The sequence below is a fragment of the Chitinophaga agri genome (assembly GCF_010093065.1).
GTDB lineage: Bacteria > Bacteroidota > Bacteroidia > Chitinophagales > Chitinophagaceae > Chitinophaga > Chitinophaga agri.
The window spans coordinates 3,010,016-3,026,144 of sequence record NZ_CP048113.1; the positions used below are offsets into that span (position 1 = coordinate 3,010,016).

Genomic DNA, 16,129 nt, shown 5'->3' on the forward strand with positions numbered 1-16,129 from the left:
AAACACACCATTTATCAACCATGCGCTTCTGACAGTGCTTTTTCTGTCAGCACTTTCTTTAATTGTGTTGCTACTATCTTTTCCTGTCCTGGTACCAGCATCCAGGTTGTGACATTGAAGGTATGCTGATCTGCGCCATCTGCCACCTCTATGGATGGTGTACCACTACGCAGTTTTTCCCTGATCTCAGCTGCGGTAGCAGGTATCTTTTTCGGATCCCAGGAGATATGTAATGTAGGAATATGATTTGCCAGCGGTGGTACTACGACTTTGGTTTCCACCCCTCCTACTGTTTTCACGGCATCGCTGATCAGCTTGATCTGTGCCTCCCACATCTTCCATTCCCTGTCATGATCGGTGGCCAGATAAGTTTCGAGTGCCACCAGCATCCCAAGGATCTCCTCCTTGTTCACTTTTAAGCCTCTGCCAACGGTATTACCGCGTGGCGGCGCACTTAAACGGGCTGCTTCAATGTATTTTTTCCTGCCCAGTAAAAGCCCTGCGCTTTGCGGACCACGGATACCTTTACCGCCTGAAAAGCATACCAGGTCATATCCCATAGCGGTATATCTGAACAGGTTTTCCACCGGCGGTACATCTGCGGCACAGTCGATCATGGTAGGAATACCATGTGCCTGTGCTATCTTCAGAAATTCCTCTACCTGTATCTTACCGTCGAAGTTGTTGGCATTCAGAAAATACATCAGCGCTGTTTTATCACTGATGGTCTTCTCCAGTTCTTCTTTTGTTTCGATGTAAATGATCTTCAGCCCTGTATTCTTCAGCGCATGTGCATACGCGATATCATGCGCTTTCTGAATGATCACTTCGGTCTTCATGCCCGTACCTTCCAGAAAAGGCAGTTGGGCCACTTTCTTCTCATCCATACCTGTCAATACACCGGCGGCGCCCAATGTCATGGCTGCTGCCGCACCTGATGTAACAGTAGCATATTCACATTTCAGCAGCTTTGCAATACGCTGTCCCACCTTATCCTGTAATTCATCCAGCAGCACGTATTCCTTCGATGCATAATTGATGGCGCTCATCACCTCGTCCCGCATAAGGGAGCCTGTCATGAACGTATACGTACCTGCTGCGTTGATAAACGTACGGATACCCAGTTCTTTAAAGTAATCTTTTGCCCCGGTTGCTTCATCTGCCGATCCTTCAGTTATGGGCAATAGTTTAGCGCTGCCTGCAAAAGCCCCGAATACGGGTATTGCAGACATATTTTTCAATAAGTCTCTGCGGTTCATATGTAAAAAGAAAAGAGTAAAGAAAAACGTTCCCTAGAGCATTGCTATGCAATCCATCTCTACGAGCGAATCGCCTGGCACACCGCCATATACGGCTACCGTAGTACGTACGGGCGGATTACTGCCGAAACGACCTTTATACACTTCATTCATCGCTTTGTAGTCATTCAGATCGTGCAGGAACACACTTACCTTCAGCACCTTGTTCATCGAAGACCCTGCCTTGATCAACACCTTTTCCATTTCTATCAATACATGATCTGTATGGGCTTTGATATCTCCTTCAAAGTGAGCGCCGATACCGGCTACATACACCGTGTTTCCATGTATCCGGAAACTGGAGAACAATGGTACGTCCTGATCATAAATCACCTCTCCCTGCGGAGTGGCATCCGGTAATGCCGGTGCTGCGGCTTTTGCAATGGCGTTGATACCTGTTATACCAGCCAGTGTGGCTGCCATCTTCTTTAATACGGAACGTCTCTGGTTTTGCATGATTTCTGTGTTAGTTATTTTTATCCCACCATACGCGGGTTGTCATAAGGTTTGCTCCCTGGCGGCCGATCGCTTCGGCAAGGCTTGCACTGTTTACACTCTCTTCTGAAGGTGGGTACAGCAAGCGGCGGGGAATTGTGCCACCAGTAGTGTTACCAGGTGCATTTACAGGTGTCAGTACCGGATATCCCGTACGACGCCAGTTAGCATGTATCTCCTGTTCATCCAGGAACAAAGCTATCCATTTCTCCTGACCTATCATCGCCTTTTTAGCCTCCGTACTGCCTGTCAGCGGATGAGCCGCCTGATAGGCCGCGATCTTTTCCTGCGCAATCACACCCGCATTGCCAAATAACGCCCAGTTACGCATAGCAGCACCAATGGCATTGGAATAAGCTGCCGCAGCATCTCCTTCCCACCAGCCCAGCAATGCTGCCTCTGCTAACAACAGATTCACTTCTGCTGCACTCATCACAATAAATGGTGCATTGTATTGCAGGATAGTGGCCGGATTAGGTTCAGACAGGCTCGGGAAATCAGTCGGTTTGTTCAGTAATCCGTTAGGCATACCTTTCTGCAATGCAGTGCTGGTATCTGCCTTACCATTGTTCCACACTATTGCTATTACATTCAGACGGGGATCTTTGTTCGTTTTCAGCACATCAATAAATGTCTGTGCCAGTTTACCACCTTCCGTATTGCTATTACCATTTGCGACTGCATAATCATTCGATAACATACTGGCGGCAGCCGGATTACGATTAATGGCCTGTGAACCATCCACATATTTCATCGTAGCGATATCTGCATCAGCTGTTATAACACCTCCCGCAATTGCCTTCTTCACCCATGTTTCTGCCACTGCCGGCGACTTTCTGGAAATACGCATACCCAAACGCAGCATCAGTGAATAAGCGAACTTCTTCCATTTCGTCACGTCTCCTGCATAGATAAAATCACCTGCTCCGAACGTAGGTGCTGCCGGGTCCAGCTTTGCCGATGCTTCATCCAGCTCCTTTAACATGTCGTTATAGATCGATTCCTGTGTATCGTATGCCGGTGTGAAGTCATTATCGGTATACCCTTTCACTGCCGCTGAATAAGGAATATCCCCATACAGATCGGTGATACGATGCATGATATAGACCCTGAATATGCGCGCAATAGCAAGTTTATTCACATCTGCTGCTACATCCGGTTTCAGACCATTGATGGTCGTACCGATTTCGTTAACAGCGGTCGTATACCCTGTAGTGAAATAGTCATATGGGTAGGTACCTTGCTGGAAGTAATATTTATCACCGATACCTGGTACATCCTTGTAAGTTGCAAAGTGCTGCATGGAACCTCCGCACGCCAGTACATCTGTAGAGAAGTAACTGTTGCCAAAGGCATCGAGCAATGCTTTACTGAACATGTATTCCGGTTGTACACTTGTGGACGCATCCGGATTGACATTCATTTCTTCAAATCCTTTATCACAGGACTGGAAAGCCAGCATAGAAGCCAGCGCTGTATATAGTAAGCAGTTAAAGCGCATTTTCATCCGTAGTAGTTTTAAAAGATTAGAATTTCACCATCAGGTTAGCACCGAAGCTTCTTGTACGTGGCATACCGAATGCTTCAAAACCCTGCGCATTACCATTGGTGTAGCTGGATTCCGGATCGAAGTTATCCGTCTGTTTGTAAAGGATCAGCAGGTTACGTGCTACGAAAGAGAGCGAAGCACTCTGCACGACTTTCAGTTTTGCTACCGGCAACTGATAACTGAATATCACCTGGCGTAATTTAACAAAGCTGCCATCATACAGGAAGTGGTCTGTGTAATTCTTGGTGTTATCATAGTACAGACGCAGGTTAGCTACCGGGATCGTGTTATGATATTCGTTTCCTTTTTCATCCACACCGTTCAGTTCCAGTCCATTCTCTCTTCCTTCCAGTGTTCTCTTATGTAATCCAAAGCGAACAGCATATACATCAGTGCCGGAGAACACCTTGTTACCGAATTTACCATCAACCAGGATATCCAGTGACAGGCGTTTGTATTTGAAAGTATTGCTCAGACCCATTGTGAGTGGCGGTACACCTCTTCCCAATGGTTTCAGCTCGCTCTTCTGCTCATAACCTGTTGTGCTGTTGTAGACGGTCTGACCTTTTTCATTCTTCACAGTCGTATAGCCCATGATAATACCATAAGGCTGTCCGACAGTATTGTGGATGAAAGCCCAGCTACCCACACTGGAGGCCATCTGTAAGGTATTCAGGCCAGCAGCCAGCTGTTCTACCTTGCTCTCGTTGTAGGCCATGTTATAGCTCACGTTCCAGGTAAAATCTTTGCCTTTAACAGGTGTGCCGGTCAGGAGTAATTCAACCCCTCTGTTGGATAATTTACCAACGTTCAGGAGGGCGTTATTATAACCGGAAGCGGTAGAGATCGCAGTGCTTACAATATCATCTGTTGTTTGCTTTTTGTAGTAAGTCAGGTCAATGCCTAGTCTGTTATTCAGGAACTGCGCTTCACCGCCTATTTCATATGTTGTTGATGTCAGTGGTTTCAGTGAGGAGTTGGTCACCAGGTTAACCCCGTTGGACTGTGTCACCTGTTGTACCGGACGACCCAGGTGGCCTCCCTGTACCATTGTATACGTCTGATTCAGGATGTAAGGATCAGGCGTAGCACCACCTACCTGTGCCCATGAAGCACGAAGTTTTGCAAAGCTGATCGCCTTCGGCATCTTCACCGCATCAGAGAGGATGAAGCTACCACCTACGGAAGGATAAAGAATGTTATTGCTCAGTGGGCTCAGTGTAGAGAACCAGTCCTGACGCGCCGTGAAGTTCAGGAAGAATATGGATTTATAATCCAGGTCCAGTGATCCGAACACAGAGTTCGTAGCGATCTTACCTCTTGTAGGCGTTGTCGTTGATGTGGTCAGGTTGGTAGCGCTATAGAAGAAAGGAATGATGAACTGTGTACCTGCGATCGCTGTCTGATTTGAAACAAAACGACGGGCGTTGCCCCCTACGAGCGCATTCAGTCCGATAGTACCGGCGATCTTCGTATTGTAACCGGCAGTCAGCATAGAGTTCGTCTCTGCTACTGAGTTCCTGAACTCACTGTATTCTCCTGCGGCGCCTGTTGTATATACCGTTCCTGTCGGAATGATGCCAACATAGTTATAGTCAAAGAAATCGCGGCTCACGGTTCCTTTCACGTACAGGTTTTTCAACAGGTCATACTTCACGCTTGCCTGACCGATAAAACGGTTTTTGGTGTCATTGTTTCTGAACCGGTTGATCACAAAGTAAGGATTGGAAGCATACGCAGTTTCATTCCACTGGATCTCACGGCCTGTCTCATCATACCCAGGATTCATCCAGCGGACATCGACAGTGTTAGCAACCATATACACGCCCCAGTTGGGGTTACCGGTGGCATCCCCGGAGCTGGGACGGTTGGTTGCATTCTCTACATTATATTGCGCTACAGCTTCAATGCTCAGTTTTTTACCCAGGTAAGCATTCAGATTCAGGTTTGCGATCTTCTTGTCAAACTTAGAATTAGGAATGATGGCCTTACTGTTGGTATTGGAGAGCGAGAAGCGAAAATTCACAGCTTCACTACCACCATTGAATGCTACAGTATTAGTGAATGTAGATCCTGTCTGGTAGAAGTTCTTGATATTATCTTTCTGTGCGACATAGGGATGCATCTTTCCATCAAAAGCGATGTACTCAGTACCATCCATCTTTGTACCCCAGGAGCGGCGGCCGTAGGTAATTGCTTCAGCCTGTGATGTTGGTTTCAGTCCTTTATCACCCTGACCATATTCATATTGCCATTCAGGCATTACAGCAGGTGCATCCAGCGTAAGGGTAGAGTTATAATCCACACCAATACCTTTACGGGCAACACCCTTTTTAGTAGTAATCACGATCACACCATTGGCAGCACGGGAGCCATACAATGCTGCGGCAGAACCTCCTTTCAGTACACTGATGCTTTCGATATCATCCGGGTTAATACCACCGATACCATCACCCCTGTCGACGTTCTGACCACCACCACCGGTAGTAGGTGCACCACCGGGTGTAGTGTTATCGATCGGCATACCATTCACCACGTATAAAGGCTGGTTGTTACTACCGAGTGAATTATTACCACGGATCACCACACGGCTGGAACCACCAGGGCCACTGGCCAGACTGGTTGCATTCACACCCGGGATCTTTCCACTCAGTGCATTTGCCACATTGATCTCACGTGCCTGCGTAAATTCGCTACCCTTTACTTCGGATACTGCATACACAAGTGCTTTTTTCTCTTTTCTGATACCCAATGCCGTTACTACGACTTCAGATAATGATTCATTAGATTCAGCCAGGTTGACAGCCAGCGGTGCGTCCAGATCTGTTACACTCACCTCTTTTTTAGCGAATCCCATAGAACTGACTACCAGCACGAAGGGCGGCGTTGCGCCTTTCAGGTTTAGTTCAAAGCTACCGTCTGGTCCGGCCATTGCGGCAACAGTTGCGTTGCCTTTCAGTACCACGCTGGCACCAGGAATAGGTGCGCCATCAGGACCCGTCACTTTACCTTTCAGTTTGTCAGCCATCAGGCTGTTTACATTCAGTATGGTTGCTGTCGTTGGTACATAAATAGAATATTGTGTTTTATTGACACGCATGAAAGCCAGTGAAAAATCAGTAAGCAGCAGGCGTAGTGCAGCTTCTGTCTCCAGGGTCTCCGCCTTTGCCATTACTTCCGCAGTTATCACTTTCCCATCCAGTAATCCTTCCTTATAGGCGATACGGACATTCTGGAATTTCTTCAGCTTGATGAGCGCTTCTTTCAGGGACACATTAGCAGATACATGTTTTACAGGGATTTTATCAGACTGCCTCATGGCATACATCGAGGGCGTCTGTGCGCTGGCAGATAAGGTAATACCTGGCAGCAGGGCACTGGAGAGCAGCCCCAAAATGAGATTTTGGTTCAAAATGTTCATAGTTTTTTTTTACGTGTCCTAGTATTCCCGCATTAAGCGCGTGTTTTTCACACTTTACTTTCCTGAAGCGATTATTAGTTCCTTCTCCGAAGGCTGTTCAACTCTTACGTTGAGCGTAGTGGTAATTACAGTCAATAGTTCTTCTACGTTAGCTACGTTAATATCTCCTTCGATCTTTAGCTTTCTGATTGATTGTTCACTGAGCTTTACAGTATAACCATAGTTATCCTGCAATGTTTCGATAATTTCTCCTAAAGTGGCATCGGTAAACGTCAGCGGTACCTGTGTCCAACGTTTGATCGATTCTGGTTTGTTTATTTTTTTGGTTAGCAATAATTGATTGTCTGCATATTCAATATAGTCACCGGGCAACATGACAACAGCCTTCGGTGATCTGGGCCCATCATTAAATCCTACCTGTATCTTTCCGGTTACCAGTCCTACTTTAGTTCTTCCGTGGCGGCTTCTCACATTAAAGGATGTACCCAGTACTTCAATGGTCAGCCCCTTACTATGCACAAGGAAACGCTGACCGGGTCTCACATTGGTGGTATCCCTGTTAAGATGTGCTACATCAAAGAAGGCCTCTCCGTCTATCCATACTTCCCTTGGTGCGGTAGTATCCCATTTCTCCTGGAAGGTAATGGAGGTGGTGGCGTTCAATGTCACAACAGAATGATCTGGCAGGGTGATCGTTCTTTTTTCGCCATATCCTGTCGCGATCATCTCCATATGCGGCCTGCTCAGCTGATTGTACAACAAATAGCCTCCTGCAGTAGCTAGCAGTGCAATAGCAGCGGCTCTTACCCATATGTTCATCCGTCGGAATATACCCGGGCGGCGTGATTCTTCTGCTGCGATCGTCGCAGTGATCCTGTCCAGTAAGTGTGCCTTATTATCTTTATTCTCCCACACTTCCTGAGAACGATAGGTGCGGATCACACTAACGGCAAAATCAAAGTTAGCAGCAGCAGATGGATACTTTACAGGGAATTCGCTCCAGAACTGTCCTACAGAAACATCCGTTTCTTTTCCGGACACCCATCTGACGAAGTTGTCATCATCCAGGAAATCCTCCAGTGTATACGTTATATATTTTTCATTGTTCATCACGATATCCCCTATTTACTACTATTAGACATGACATGGTTGAAATTATCCCTCGGGAACAGGAATTTTTTTAGAAAAATTTCTGAGAAGGAAAAAGAGTACACCTAAAAGGGTCAGGAAGCGTTTATCTGACACCTTCTGAAGGTTATCGAGGGCTTTATATAATAACTTGTAAGTGGAGCTCATATTAATGTCCATAATGACAGCTATTTCTTCATAGGACATACCTTCATAAAAACGAAGAAATATAATTTCCTGCTGACGCGCAGGTAATGTGTTAACAAGTGCGATCACCTGACCTCTGAGCTCCTGTTCTTCCTGACGGAAGGAGGCATCAGGTATGAAGCTGACAGCAAAAGCACCCTCTCCGGCGGCATTGTCCAGTTCTACAAATTTTGAAAGGGATTGTATTTTACGAAACAGCGTAGAGCGTAAAGCTTTATACAGATAGTTCTTTACAGAGACAGGATTACCAAGCCGTGCACGGGTGGTCCATAGTCTTACAAAAAGATCATGTACCACATCCTGGATCAGGTCCGCATCCTGCGTAAATTTGCGGCCGTAATTGTTCAACAGTTCATAAAATTCGCCGTAGAGCGCAGTAAAGGCGTCCCAGTCCCCCTCTTTAAACGCATTCCACCATAACACGTGACTCTCCGATTGCATTGGCAGTTTAGTTTATCTAGACGATTCCCTAATAATACAAAAAAATACCGGCAGCCAATAACATTTTCGTTGCAATCAGATTTTCACAATGATATTCTTTTTATACATGATCCATACAGGAATGAATAGCAGTAACACAAGTGTGATGGCGGCGGCGAGTGACGCATTCAATGGTGAAAAGATGGAAGAATATCCCTGGAACATCCCTCCTGACAGGCCTTTAAAGATCATCGGTACAACGCCGGACAATACATAAGCCGTAATGGCATTCCTGCCAAACGCAACAAAAGGAGGTGTAATACGTGTGTATTGTTTTACATCGATCAGCCAGTAGGACAATGCCAGCCCCATTGCTGCCAGTCCGCCGGTATACAGTACGAATGAACTTGTCCACAATGACTTATTGATCGGGAAGCATCCATCCCATATCAGGCCTGCTATCACGGCCAGGAAACCTGCGGAGAACAACCAGGAAACCTTTTCGGCATCCGCCACATCTTTCCTGCGCAACCAGTCGCCGGTCATAATCCCCAGCAGCCCTGTAGCAATCGCCGGCAGTGTGCTTAGTAAGCCTTCCGGGTCCCAGGTGCGGGCCTGCTTCCAGAGATGTCGTTCCCCAAGCACTGTACGGTCTACCCAGGCGGCCAGATTAGTAGCCGGTTCCAGGTTAGCCGGGCCGTATCCTGGCACCGGGATCATTGTCATAAGCACCCAGTAGGTGACCAATAGGCCCAAACAGACCCATATGCGGGCTTTTGCCCCTGTTTTGAGGTAGAGTAGGGAAATGATAAGGAAAACGATCGCAATGCGCTGTAAAACGCCTAAAATGCGCAAATTATAGAAGTCGAATGATGGGATGAGACGGAAGGCCAGTCCGATCGCAAATAAGATAGCCGCCCGGCGGAAAATATGAATGATAAGCGTTTTATGTCCGTCCACATCGGCCTTCCGGCTGCTCAGTGCAAACGTGACGGCAACACCAACCATAAAAAGAAAAAAGGGAAAGACGAGGTCTGTAGGTGTGCAGCCATTCCATTTCGAATGTTCCAGTGGAGGATAGATATATGACCAGCTCCCTGGATTGTTCACAAGTATCATCGCAGCGACGGTGAGTCCGCGGAAAAAATCCAACGACAGGAGCCTCTGTTTCATTGACATGGCAATTTAGTTCTGGTTCCTGGTAAGATAACAGAATAATCTGATCACTCCACATTTTTCCTGTAAGCCAGGAACGCTTCCCTGCCATAGTGATCGGCCTTACGGGTTGTTTCCGGCAAACGGTATGTTGTACACATCTTCAGTACCAGTGTCGTTGCCGTATCCAGAGAGATCTTATGCCCGACAGATACAAACACGGGGTTAATCCCTTCCTGTGATCTCAATGCATTACCGATATGTTCTCCGTTATCTTCTGCCAGTAATGGACTGACGGATCCCCTCTCTGCTCCTGGCTGCTCATACGTACCGAATAACCTGGTCTTCCCACATCCCAGTGCAGGCACATCCAGCACTATCCCCATGTGACAGGCCAGTCCGAAGCGACGGGGATGTGCCAGCCCCTGACCGTCACAGATGATCACATCCGGTCTTTGTGTGAGTTTCTTCCAGGCCTCCAGCAATACCGGCATCTCTCTGAATGAGAATAATCCCGGGATATAGGGAAACGTGACCTCCATACAATGGGTTGCCACTTCAACTACTTCCAGTGTGTTAAAATCAAGCAATACGAACGCACCTGCTATCAGGTCACTGTCTTTATCGTATTCCACATCCACACCGGCGATCAGCTTAATATCAGCAGGCAGCATGTCTGTCTGTATGACCTGTGTTCTCAGCTGCTCCTGCACGTCAATTGCTGCCTGCTCCGTCAATATAGTGTTCATGATAATTTTTCTTTAGATCCCATACAATCGGCAGGGTTTCTCTGTAACATTTGAGTCTGCCATCCGTTTCATGAACATTTACGCATTAGCCCTAGTTATTCAACCAGACCTAAACGATATGAAACGCATCATTACTATTTGTGCCCTGATAGCTATGCTGTCCTGCTCTAAAGAAAACGGCAGGTCCTTCAAGGGAATGATAGCAGCGACAGATCATTGCTGTTCTTCAATGGAAGGCGGCAAACTTTACAAGATCAACATTATTGGTACTGACAGCACGATCACCACAGTATTGCCGGCGGACTACCATCCGGGAGAAGCTATTGCTTTCAATATTCACCGGACAGATACGCCGCCCGCTATCATGTGCCTGGCTATCTGTACAATGCCCCAGATCGTAAAGTTATCAGATGTAACAAGAATAGAGTAACAAACGCATTTATTTCTTGATCACCCCGTCGAATTTTAATACTTTATTTAACTCCTCCCTTATCAACTGTGAAAAGGACGACTTAAACACATCTGCCTTACCTGCATCCAGCACGTACACAGCAGGATCATCTTCCAGGGTGCTGCAGTCGAAGAAATAAGAAGAAAGGCCCTGCCACTGGCCAAAGAAGAAGTGGCTGTCTTTTATTTCAAAAGCGGTGTCCCCCATTTCACGGGCGGACTTCACCGCGTCTTTTCTGTTTTGTACCAGATACGCTACCTCACTTGAATAGTTCCGAAGGATACGCCCCTTTTTCTTACCAAAAATAGCGATGAATTCCACGTAGGCTAAGGGCAGTTTTACATTGAACTGCTGTTCAATAGCTTTTATCTCTGTTTCAGTAACGCCCTGCGGATCACCCAGGTGCTTAGGATATTGCTGTAAAAAATCCAGGTATTTTGACATCGGATAGTCTGATAATAAGCTATAATATTAACTATTTTTTTCATAAAATAGGTGGTTTAATTTCAAGGTTCTCAAATAAGATCAGTGCTGTCGCCGCCGTCTGTCACAACAGAAGGCCCTCTCTCCTGTCAACTATGCTGCCCTGGTGGTGGTGAACAATACAATATCAGCCAGTATTCCAACACGTCTTCAAACTGAGTTATATTTCAGGTATGCTCAAGGTATGTTTGAGGTGGCTTTCTCCTACGTTTCTCCTACGTTTTAAGACGTAAGAGAAACGTAGGAGAAAGCCACCTCAAACATACCTCAAAGCTCTCTTCAGTTTCCTACCGTTACGGTACAATAATTAACACTGTATGAAATAAAATAATGGAGAGAATAAAAGTGAGGGAAAATGTAAGTTGGGTCTGTTAATGGATGAAAGGCCTTCGAAATTACGCACCCTCTCTTTCCCAAAATAGATGCCAGAATGTAGGACAATCTACACACCTTATCCTCACAGTATCAGCTGAGTACGATATTACATAGCTATACTCACTACTTTCCCACTGCACAAACTGCTGCATCAGAAATTTGGCATGTGCAGCAGGTATTGCCGGCTATTACTGTTATTCCGGCCCGACTCAGCCGCCGCAATGACTATACTTTTGCATAGATATGCCGGCCCTTCACCGGCTGACATACGAAACTGGTATGATTTTACGCGATAGTTATCAGAGTTCACTTTAAAATCAGACAGGATGACAAACGCTACCAGGGATTTAGCTGTAATTGCAGGTGTGAGCGCCATTGCCGGCTCCCGGGCTACACTGGCTCCCGCATTGTTATTTCCGGAGAACAAGGTACTGTCTATGATGGCAGCAGGTGAGGCTTATGTAGATAAGCTGCCGGGTATAGGTGACCGGATCGAATCAGCGGGGTTAATAGGCAGAAGTATTTCAGGCGCATTTGCGGGTGCTGTAGTGAGTAAGCGTAAGCGCCGGAATATGTGGCTGGGTGCTTTAGTAGGAGCAGCTGCAGCCTGTGCTGGCGCCTATGTGACATACTATGCACGTAAAAAATTCGGGCAGATCACGGGCACACCAGATCCTATAGCAGGACTGGTGGAAGATGTGGCGATGATATGCCTCGGTAGTGTATTACTGGATGACGACCGGATATAGACTATGTATAAACCTAGGGCCGTCCGCCTTCCGGCGAACGGCCTTCTTGTATCTGGTAACATCCATTATAACAATTTAACAACATCGCTATAATAACAAAGCTCCTGGCCAATGACCAGGAGCTTTGTTATTATAGCGATGTTGTTAACAACTATCTTCTTTCATCATATACACCGAATTCAGAGATAGCCGGCGCATCGCTGAACTCGTCGAACAGGATACGTACCTTACCACCCCATACAGCGTCAAAGCGGTGGATCTTTACGCGTCCGCCACCTTCACCCTTGGCCAGTGGTTTCCATACACCATTCTCGTTATATTCGAGACGGTATTTTTTGATATTGTTACCATCTTCCACGATAGTGATCATGTTGAAACGTTTGTCCTTATCAAAGATGATCTCATACCATGGTTGTTTCACCTCCGGGTTAGACTGCCAGCTGCTACCGAAACGATCATCATTACCAAAGTCCATGATGTTCATATCGTTACTCCAGCTCGAATTGCTGCGCTGGAATTTAGCGATGTTGGAAGAGATAATGGGTGCTTCAGCTGGTGTTAATGCAGGGAGCGGACCCGCATTCTTCCAGCGTTTGCCCACTTCTTCGAGTGCTTTCACCGCATTAGGATCGATCAGGCCATCGCGGTTAGGCGCTACATTCAGGATGAAGTTACACCATGCTTTGTTAAGCGGCACCAGGATGTCGTCTACCAGCTTAGCAGGATCTTTTACCGGTGTGGTAGGGAAATCTGTTTTCCAGAACCATGCACTGTTAATAGGCAGGCAGGATAATGCAGGCAGCCTGTTCGCATCTTTAGAGATGTGCTGACCAGCACCCTGCTCATAAGATTTGATATCTGTGTAAAATAAAGCCTCTGTTGGGTATTTAGCCGCATTGAGGTCCATTACCAGACAGTTAGGCTGCAGGGTCTTAATGAGGCGGTAAACCTCCTCAAATGGGATTTCATCATAAGAGATCCTTGACCATGGAGCATCCCATCCATCAATGATCAGTGCAGAGATCTCACCATAGTTGGTCAGCAATTCTGTCAACTGCTCTTTCACCATCTCAATATGCTTACGGGTGATGTCGCGTGGACGCAGTTTGTGGTGCGTATCCAGGATAGAGTAATACAACATTACTTTCAGGCCTTTCGCTCTGAATGCATTTACATACTCCTTTACCACATCTTTCTTGTATGGACTGTTCATCACATTGTAATCAGTCGTTTTAGTATCCCAGATACAGAAACCGCTGTGATGTTTGGTGGTAAGACAGCCGTAGGTCATATTAGCTGCTTTCGCAGTTGCCGCCCATTGATTACAATCCAGTTTTTTTGGATTGAACAGGGAAGCTGGTGCATCCGGATCAGGCCAGTCCTGGTTGGCGAAGGTCGGGATGTTGAAATGGATAAACATACCAAAGCGCAGATCAACAAATTCCTGTTGCAGGGTTGCGAGTGGTTTGGCGGTTGGTTTTACCTGCGCCTTCAGCATAGCGGGCATAGTTAACAGCATGCCCAATGCCAGACGCAAAAAGAATACATTCTTCATGTGTGTGAATACGATTTTGGATTTTGAGACCGAGTTCGTGGATAAATTAATTCTACAGCCACTAAAATAGGACAAACAAATTATGCTTTTCAGGTATGAGAAGACACTATAATGAATTGCGAAATTCCCATTAGAAAGCAGTGCCTATACGTTAGGTCTCCTTCCGAAGCCTGTTTGTTGTCGTTTCCATGTTTGTTCATGTCTTTTAACAATTTAACTGGAGAATGATGAGTACGTAGCAAAAAGTGGCATGGTGTTGGATTTATGCCGGGTACATAGGTTAATAGAAAGAGTCATTAAAAACAAACACAATTTATATGAAATTTAGACCCATAATATTAGGTTTATCTCTTCCCATTTTTTTATTCTCCTGCGTGAGTTCAAAGAAATTTAAGGCATCAGAGGCGAAGTACGCCGACCTCTCATCGCAGTATGCAAGTCTCCAGAGCAAACTGGAAGACTGTCAGCGTACGCTCCGTGATACAGCTTCCGCATTTGAGCGTAGCAGAAATATAAATGAAGAAAGGGTTGAAGGACTCAAACAAAATAACAGCACGCTCCTGAACCAGTTGAAAGATCTTTCTGTGATCAGTAATTCACAGGCGGAGAGTATCAAGAAGTCTCTCGATAATATAGGTGCGAAGGATGCTTATATCCAGGATCTTCAGTCAGCGATTGCACGTAAAGACTCCCTGAATATGGCACTGGTAATGAACCTGAAAGGTGCCATTGGTAACCTGGATGATAAAGACATCAATATTAAGGTAGAAAAGGGTGTAGTATATATTGATATCTCCGATAAAATGCTGTTTGAAAGTGGTAGCTATGATGTCACTCCAAAGGCAAAAGAAGTACTCGGAAAAGTGGCGAAAGTACTGCTGAACCAACCTGATATTGAGTTTATGGTAGAAGGTCATACTGATACCAATCCTTACAAGAAAGGCGTACTGCTGGATAACTGGGATCTGAGTGTGAAAAGAGCTACTGCTGTGACCAGGGTATTGCAGAACGACTATAATATTCCTCCTTCCCATATCACTGCAGCAGGTAGAAGTGAATATCTGCCAATTGCCAGCAATGATACACCAGAAGGACGCGCGACTAACCGTCGTACCCGTATTGTGATATTACCTCAGCTTGACCAGTTCTTCAAACTGCTCGAGAAAAAAGGATAATCATCCATTTCATTATAGCAGAAAAGGGCGCCTCTCTTACCGGGGGCGCTTCTTTATTTTACAGCATCACCGCCTGGGTTGTACGCGTATCTGTATCAAGAATAAGGATACCTTCACTGCTATCATCCAGTTGTTCTACGACAGCACCGGTACTGTCCCATACAGCCGACTTACCGGCACACTGAAATCCGTCGGACTCCCCTACCGCATTTGACAGCAGCACCATCATATCATATTCACATCCAATAGCCGATAACCGCTCTATGGCTTTGTCAATCCCCCCTGTGGATTTAACGGAACTGGCGAGGTAGAACTGCGCGCCACATTTGTAAGCGTCCTCTACATGTTGTGGAACAGATAATTCATAGCAGATGGCCAATGCCACATCACCATCCTCTCCGAGGAGACTAATGGTGCTCTGACCACTTACAAAATAGGGGGCTTCATCGGCGTGCAGGTATTTCTTGGCATATACATGCCTGGGAGCCTGCGGCTGGAATAAGACCATACTGATAGTAACGCCGGCTGTCGTTCTCAGTGGTATACCAACACCGACCGTGACCTGGTGTTCGTCACTGATGGACTGAAAAATATCCAGCCGCTCATCATGTAATTCGGTTGCAAGATCGTGGGCCAGGGTGGGTTCATAGCCTGTGATGGATAATTCGGGAAAAATAATGGCATCTGCGCCGTGGGTAACTGCAAGATGGATGATCTTTTTATGATTTTCAATATTAGTCAGGATGTCCCCTTTTACCGCTCTTGCCTGTGCTACGCAAAGTTTCATAGTCTAGTAAGTTTTTAGATGGACGCCTAATTAGAATAAGACTAAACTAGTGAATTTAGGTAAAACCGGTCATAATTATTAACAGAAATCGTTTAAATAATGCGAAATTTAGCGCGGAATGCATGTTCAATA

General features: G+C 46.1%; 14 protein-coding genes. 3 read left to right on the top strand and 11 right to left on the bottom strand.

Going from position 1 to position 16,129, the window contains the following annotated elements; all coding sequences use genetic code 11:
• Nucleotides 1-14 precede the first annotated feature (14 nt).
• From GWR21_RS11810 to nfi, 8 genes are all read right to left on the bottom strand, one after another.
• Complete coding sequence (locus GWR21_RS11810; protein ID WP_238430314.1) at nucleotides 15-1,232, bottom strand: aminotransferase class V-fold PLP-dependent enzyme; 1,218 nt, start codon at nucleotides 1,230-1,232, stop codon at nucleotides 15-17.
• A gap of 60 nt (nucleotides 1,233-1,292) precedes the next feature.
• Nucleotides 1,293-1,754, bottom strand: coding sequence for a RidA family protein (locus GWR21_RS11815; RefSeq protein WP_162331950.1), 462 nt, complete (start codon nucleotides 1,752-1,754; stop codon nucleotides 1,293-1,295).
• A gap of 10 nt (nucleotides 1,755-1,764) precedes the next feature.
• The gene (locus GWR21_RS11820) at nucleotides 1,765-3,300 is read right to left on the bottom strand and encodes a SusD/RagB family nutrient-binding outer membrane lipoprotein (protein ID WP_162331951.1); all 1,536 of its coding nucleotides are present in this window, start codon (nucleotides 3,298-3,300) and stop codon (nucleotides 1,765-1,767) included.
• Nucleotides 3,301-3,319: 19 nt separating this feature from the next.
• Entirely contained in the window at nucleotides 3,320-6,763 is a 3,444-nt protein-coding gene (locus GWR21_RS11825) for a SusC/RagA family TonB-linked outer membrane protein (protein WP_162331952.1), read from the bottom strand.
• A gap of 54 nt (nucleotides 6,764-6,817) precedes the next feature.
• A complete protein-coding gene (locus GWR21_RS11830; protein ID WP_238430413.1) occupies nucleotides 6,818-7,873 on the bottom strand; it encodes a FecR family protein in 1,056 nt (351 codons plus the stop codon).
• 45 nt (nucleotides 7,874-7,918) lie between these two features.
• Complete coding sequence (locus tag GWR21_RS11835) at nucleotides 7,919-8,539, bottom strand: RNA polymerase sigma factor (RefSeq protein ID WP_162331954.1); 621 nt, start codon at nucleotides 8,537-8,539, stop codon at nucleotides 7,919-7,921.
• Between the two features lie 75 nt (nucleotides 8,540-8,614).
• The gene (locus GWR21_RS11840) at nucleotides 8,615-9,691 is read right to left on the bottom strand and encodes an acyltransferase family protein (RefSeq protein ID WP_162331955.1); all 1,077 of its coding nucleotides are present in this window, start codon (nucleotides 9,689-9,691) and stop codon (nucleotides 8,615-8,617) included.
• Nucleotides 9,692-9,741: 50 nt separating this feature from the next.
• Nucleotides 9,742-10,422 (bottom strand): deoxyribonuclease V, encoded by a 681-nt coding sequence (gene nfi / locus GWR21_RS11845; protein WP_162331956.1) that lies wholly within the window; start codon nucleotides 10,420-10,422, stop codon nucleotides 9,742-9,744.
• 118 nt (nucleotides 10,423-10,540) lie between these two features.
• Between nfi and GWR21_RS11850 the strand changes: the two genes are divergently transcribed.
• Nucleotides 10,541-10,852: a hypothetical protein gene (locus tag GWR21_RS11850; RefSeq protein ID WP_162331957.1), complete on the top strand. Its 312-nt coding sequence runs from the start codon at nucleotides 10,541-10,543 to the stop codon at nucleotides 10,850-10,852.
• Between the two features lie 9 nt (nucleotides 10,853-10,861).
• Here GWR21_RS11850 and GWR21_RS11855 read toward each other — a convergent pair whose 3' ends face one another.
• Nucleotides 10,862-11,317, bottom strand: a complete 456-nt coding sequence (locus tag GWR21_RS11855; RefSeq protein WP_162331958.1) for an SMI1/KNR4 family protein — start codon at nucleotides 11,315-11,317, stop codon at nucleotides 10,862-10,864.
• Nucleotides 11,318-12,057: 740 nt separating this feature from the next.
• On the opposite strand from GWR21_RS11855, the gene GWR21_RS11860 reads away from it, so the two are divergent.
• Nucleotides 12,058-12,480, top strand: coding sequence for a hypothetical protein (locus tag GWR21_RS11860; RefSeq protein ID WP_162331959.1), 423 nt, complete (start codon nucleotides 12,058-12,060; stop codon nucleotides 12,478-12,480).
• Nucleotides 12,481-12,631: 151 nt separating this feature from the next.
• Here the strand turns inward: GWR21_RS11860 and GWR21_RS11865 are convergent, their stop codons facing one another.
• Nucleotides 12,632-14,035 (bottom strand): alpha-L-fucosidase, encoded by a 1,404-nt coding sequence (locus GWR21_RS11865; RefSeq protein ID WP_162331960.1) that lies wholly within the window; start codon nucleotides 14,033-14,035, stop codon nucleotides 12,632-12,634.
• 374 nt (nucleotides 14,036-14,409) lie between these two features.
• Here GWR21_RS11865 and GWR21_RS11870 point away from each other — a divergent pair, with 374 nt between their 5' ends.
• Nucleotides 14,410-15,210 (top strand): OmpA/MotB family protein, encoded by an 801-nt coding sequence (locus GWR21_RS11870; RefSeq protein ID WP_238430316.1) that lies wholly within the window; start codon nucleotides 14,410-14,412, stop codon nucleotides 15,208-15,210.
• 58 nt (nucleotides 15,211-15,268) lie between these two features.
• Here GWR21_RS11870 and GWR21_RS11875 read toward each other — a convergent pair whose 3' ends face one another.
• The gene (locus GWR21_RS11875; RefSeq protein ID WP_162331962.1) at nucleotides 15,269-15,997 is read right to left on the bottom strand and encodes a carbon-nitrogen hydrolase family protein; all 729 of its coding nucleotides are present in this window, start codon (nucleotides 15,995-15,997) and stop codon (nucleotides 15,269-15,271) included.
• Nucleotides 15,998-16,129 lie beyond the last annotated feature (132 nt).

Bases quoted from the DNA above. Each gene is read 5' to 3' on its own strand.
- GWR21_RS11855 (WP_162331958.1), bottom strand. From the start codon at position 11,317: ATGTCAAAATACCTGGATTTTTTACAGCAATATCCTAAGCACCTGGGT.
- GWR21_RS11810 (WP_238430314.1), bottom strand. From the start codon at position 1,232: ATGTCTGCAATACCCGTATTCGGGGCTTTTGCAGGCAGCGCTAAACTA.
- GWR21_RS11860 (WP_162331959.1), top strand. From the start codon at position 12,058: ATGACAAACGCTACCAGGGATTTAGCTGTAATTGCAGGTGTGAGCGCC.
- GWR21_RS11825 (WP_162331952.1), bottom strand. From the start codon at position 6,763: ATGAACATTTTGAACCAAAATCTCATTTTGGGGCTGCTCTCCAGTGCC.
- GWR21_RS11865 (WP_162331960.1), bottom strand. From the start codon at position 14,035: ATGAAGAATGTATTCTTTTTGCGTCTGGCATTGGGCATGCTGTTAACT.
- GWR21_RS11850 (WP_162331957.1), top strand. From the start codon at position 10,541: ATGAAACGCATCATTACTATTTGTGCCCTGATAGCTATGCTGTCCTGC.
- GWR21_RS11835 (WP_162331954.1), bottom strand. From the start codon at position 8,539: ATGCAATCGGAGAGTCACGTGTTATGGTGGAATGCGTTTAAAGAGGGG.
- GWR21_RS11815 (WP_162331950.1), bottom strand. From the start codon at position 1,754: ATGCAAAACCAGAGACGTTCCGTATTAAAGAAGATGGCAGCCACACTG.
- GWR21_RS11820 (WP_162331951.1), bottom strand. From the start codon at position 3,300: ATGAAAATGCGCTTTAACTGCTTACTATATACAGCGCTGGCTTCTATG.
- nfi (WP_162331956.1), bottom strand. From the start codon at position 10,422: ATGAACACTATATTGACGGAGCAGGCAGCAATTGACGTGCAGGAGCAG.
- GWR21_RS11840 (WP_162331955.1), bottom strand. From the start codon at position 9,691: ATGAAACAGAGGCTCCTGTCGTTGGATTTTTTCCGCGGACTCACCGTC.
- GWR21_RS11875 (WP_162331962.1), bottom strand. From the start codon at position 15,997: ATGAAACTTTGCGTAGCACAGGCAAGAGCGGTAAAAGGGGACATCCTG.
- GWR21_RS11830 (WP_238430413.1), bottom strand. From the start codon at position 7,873: ATGAACAATGAAAAATATATAACGTATACACTGGAGGATTTCCTGGAT.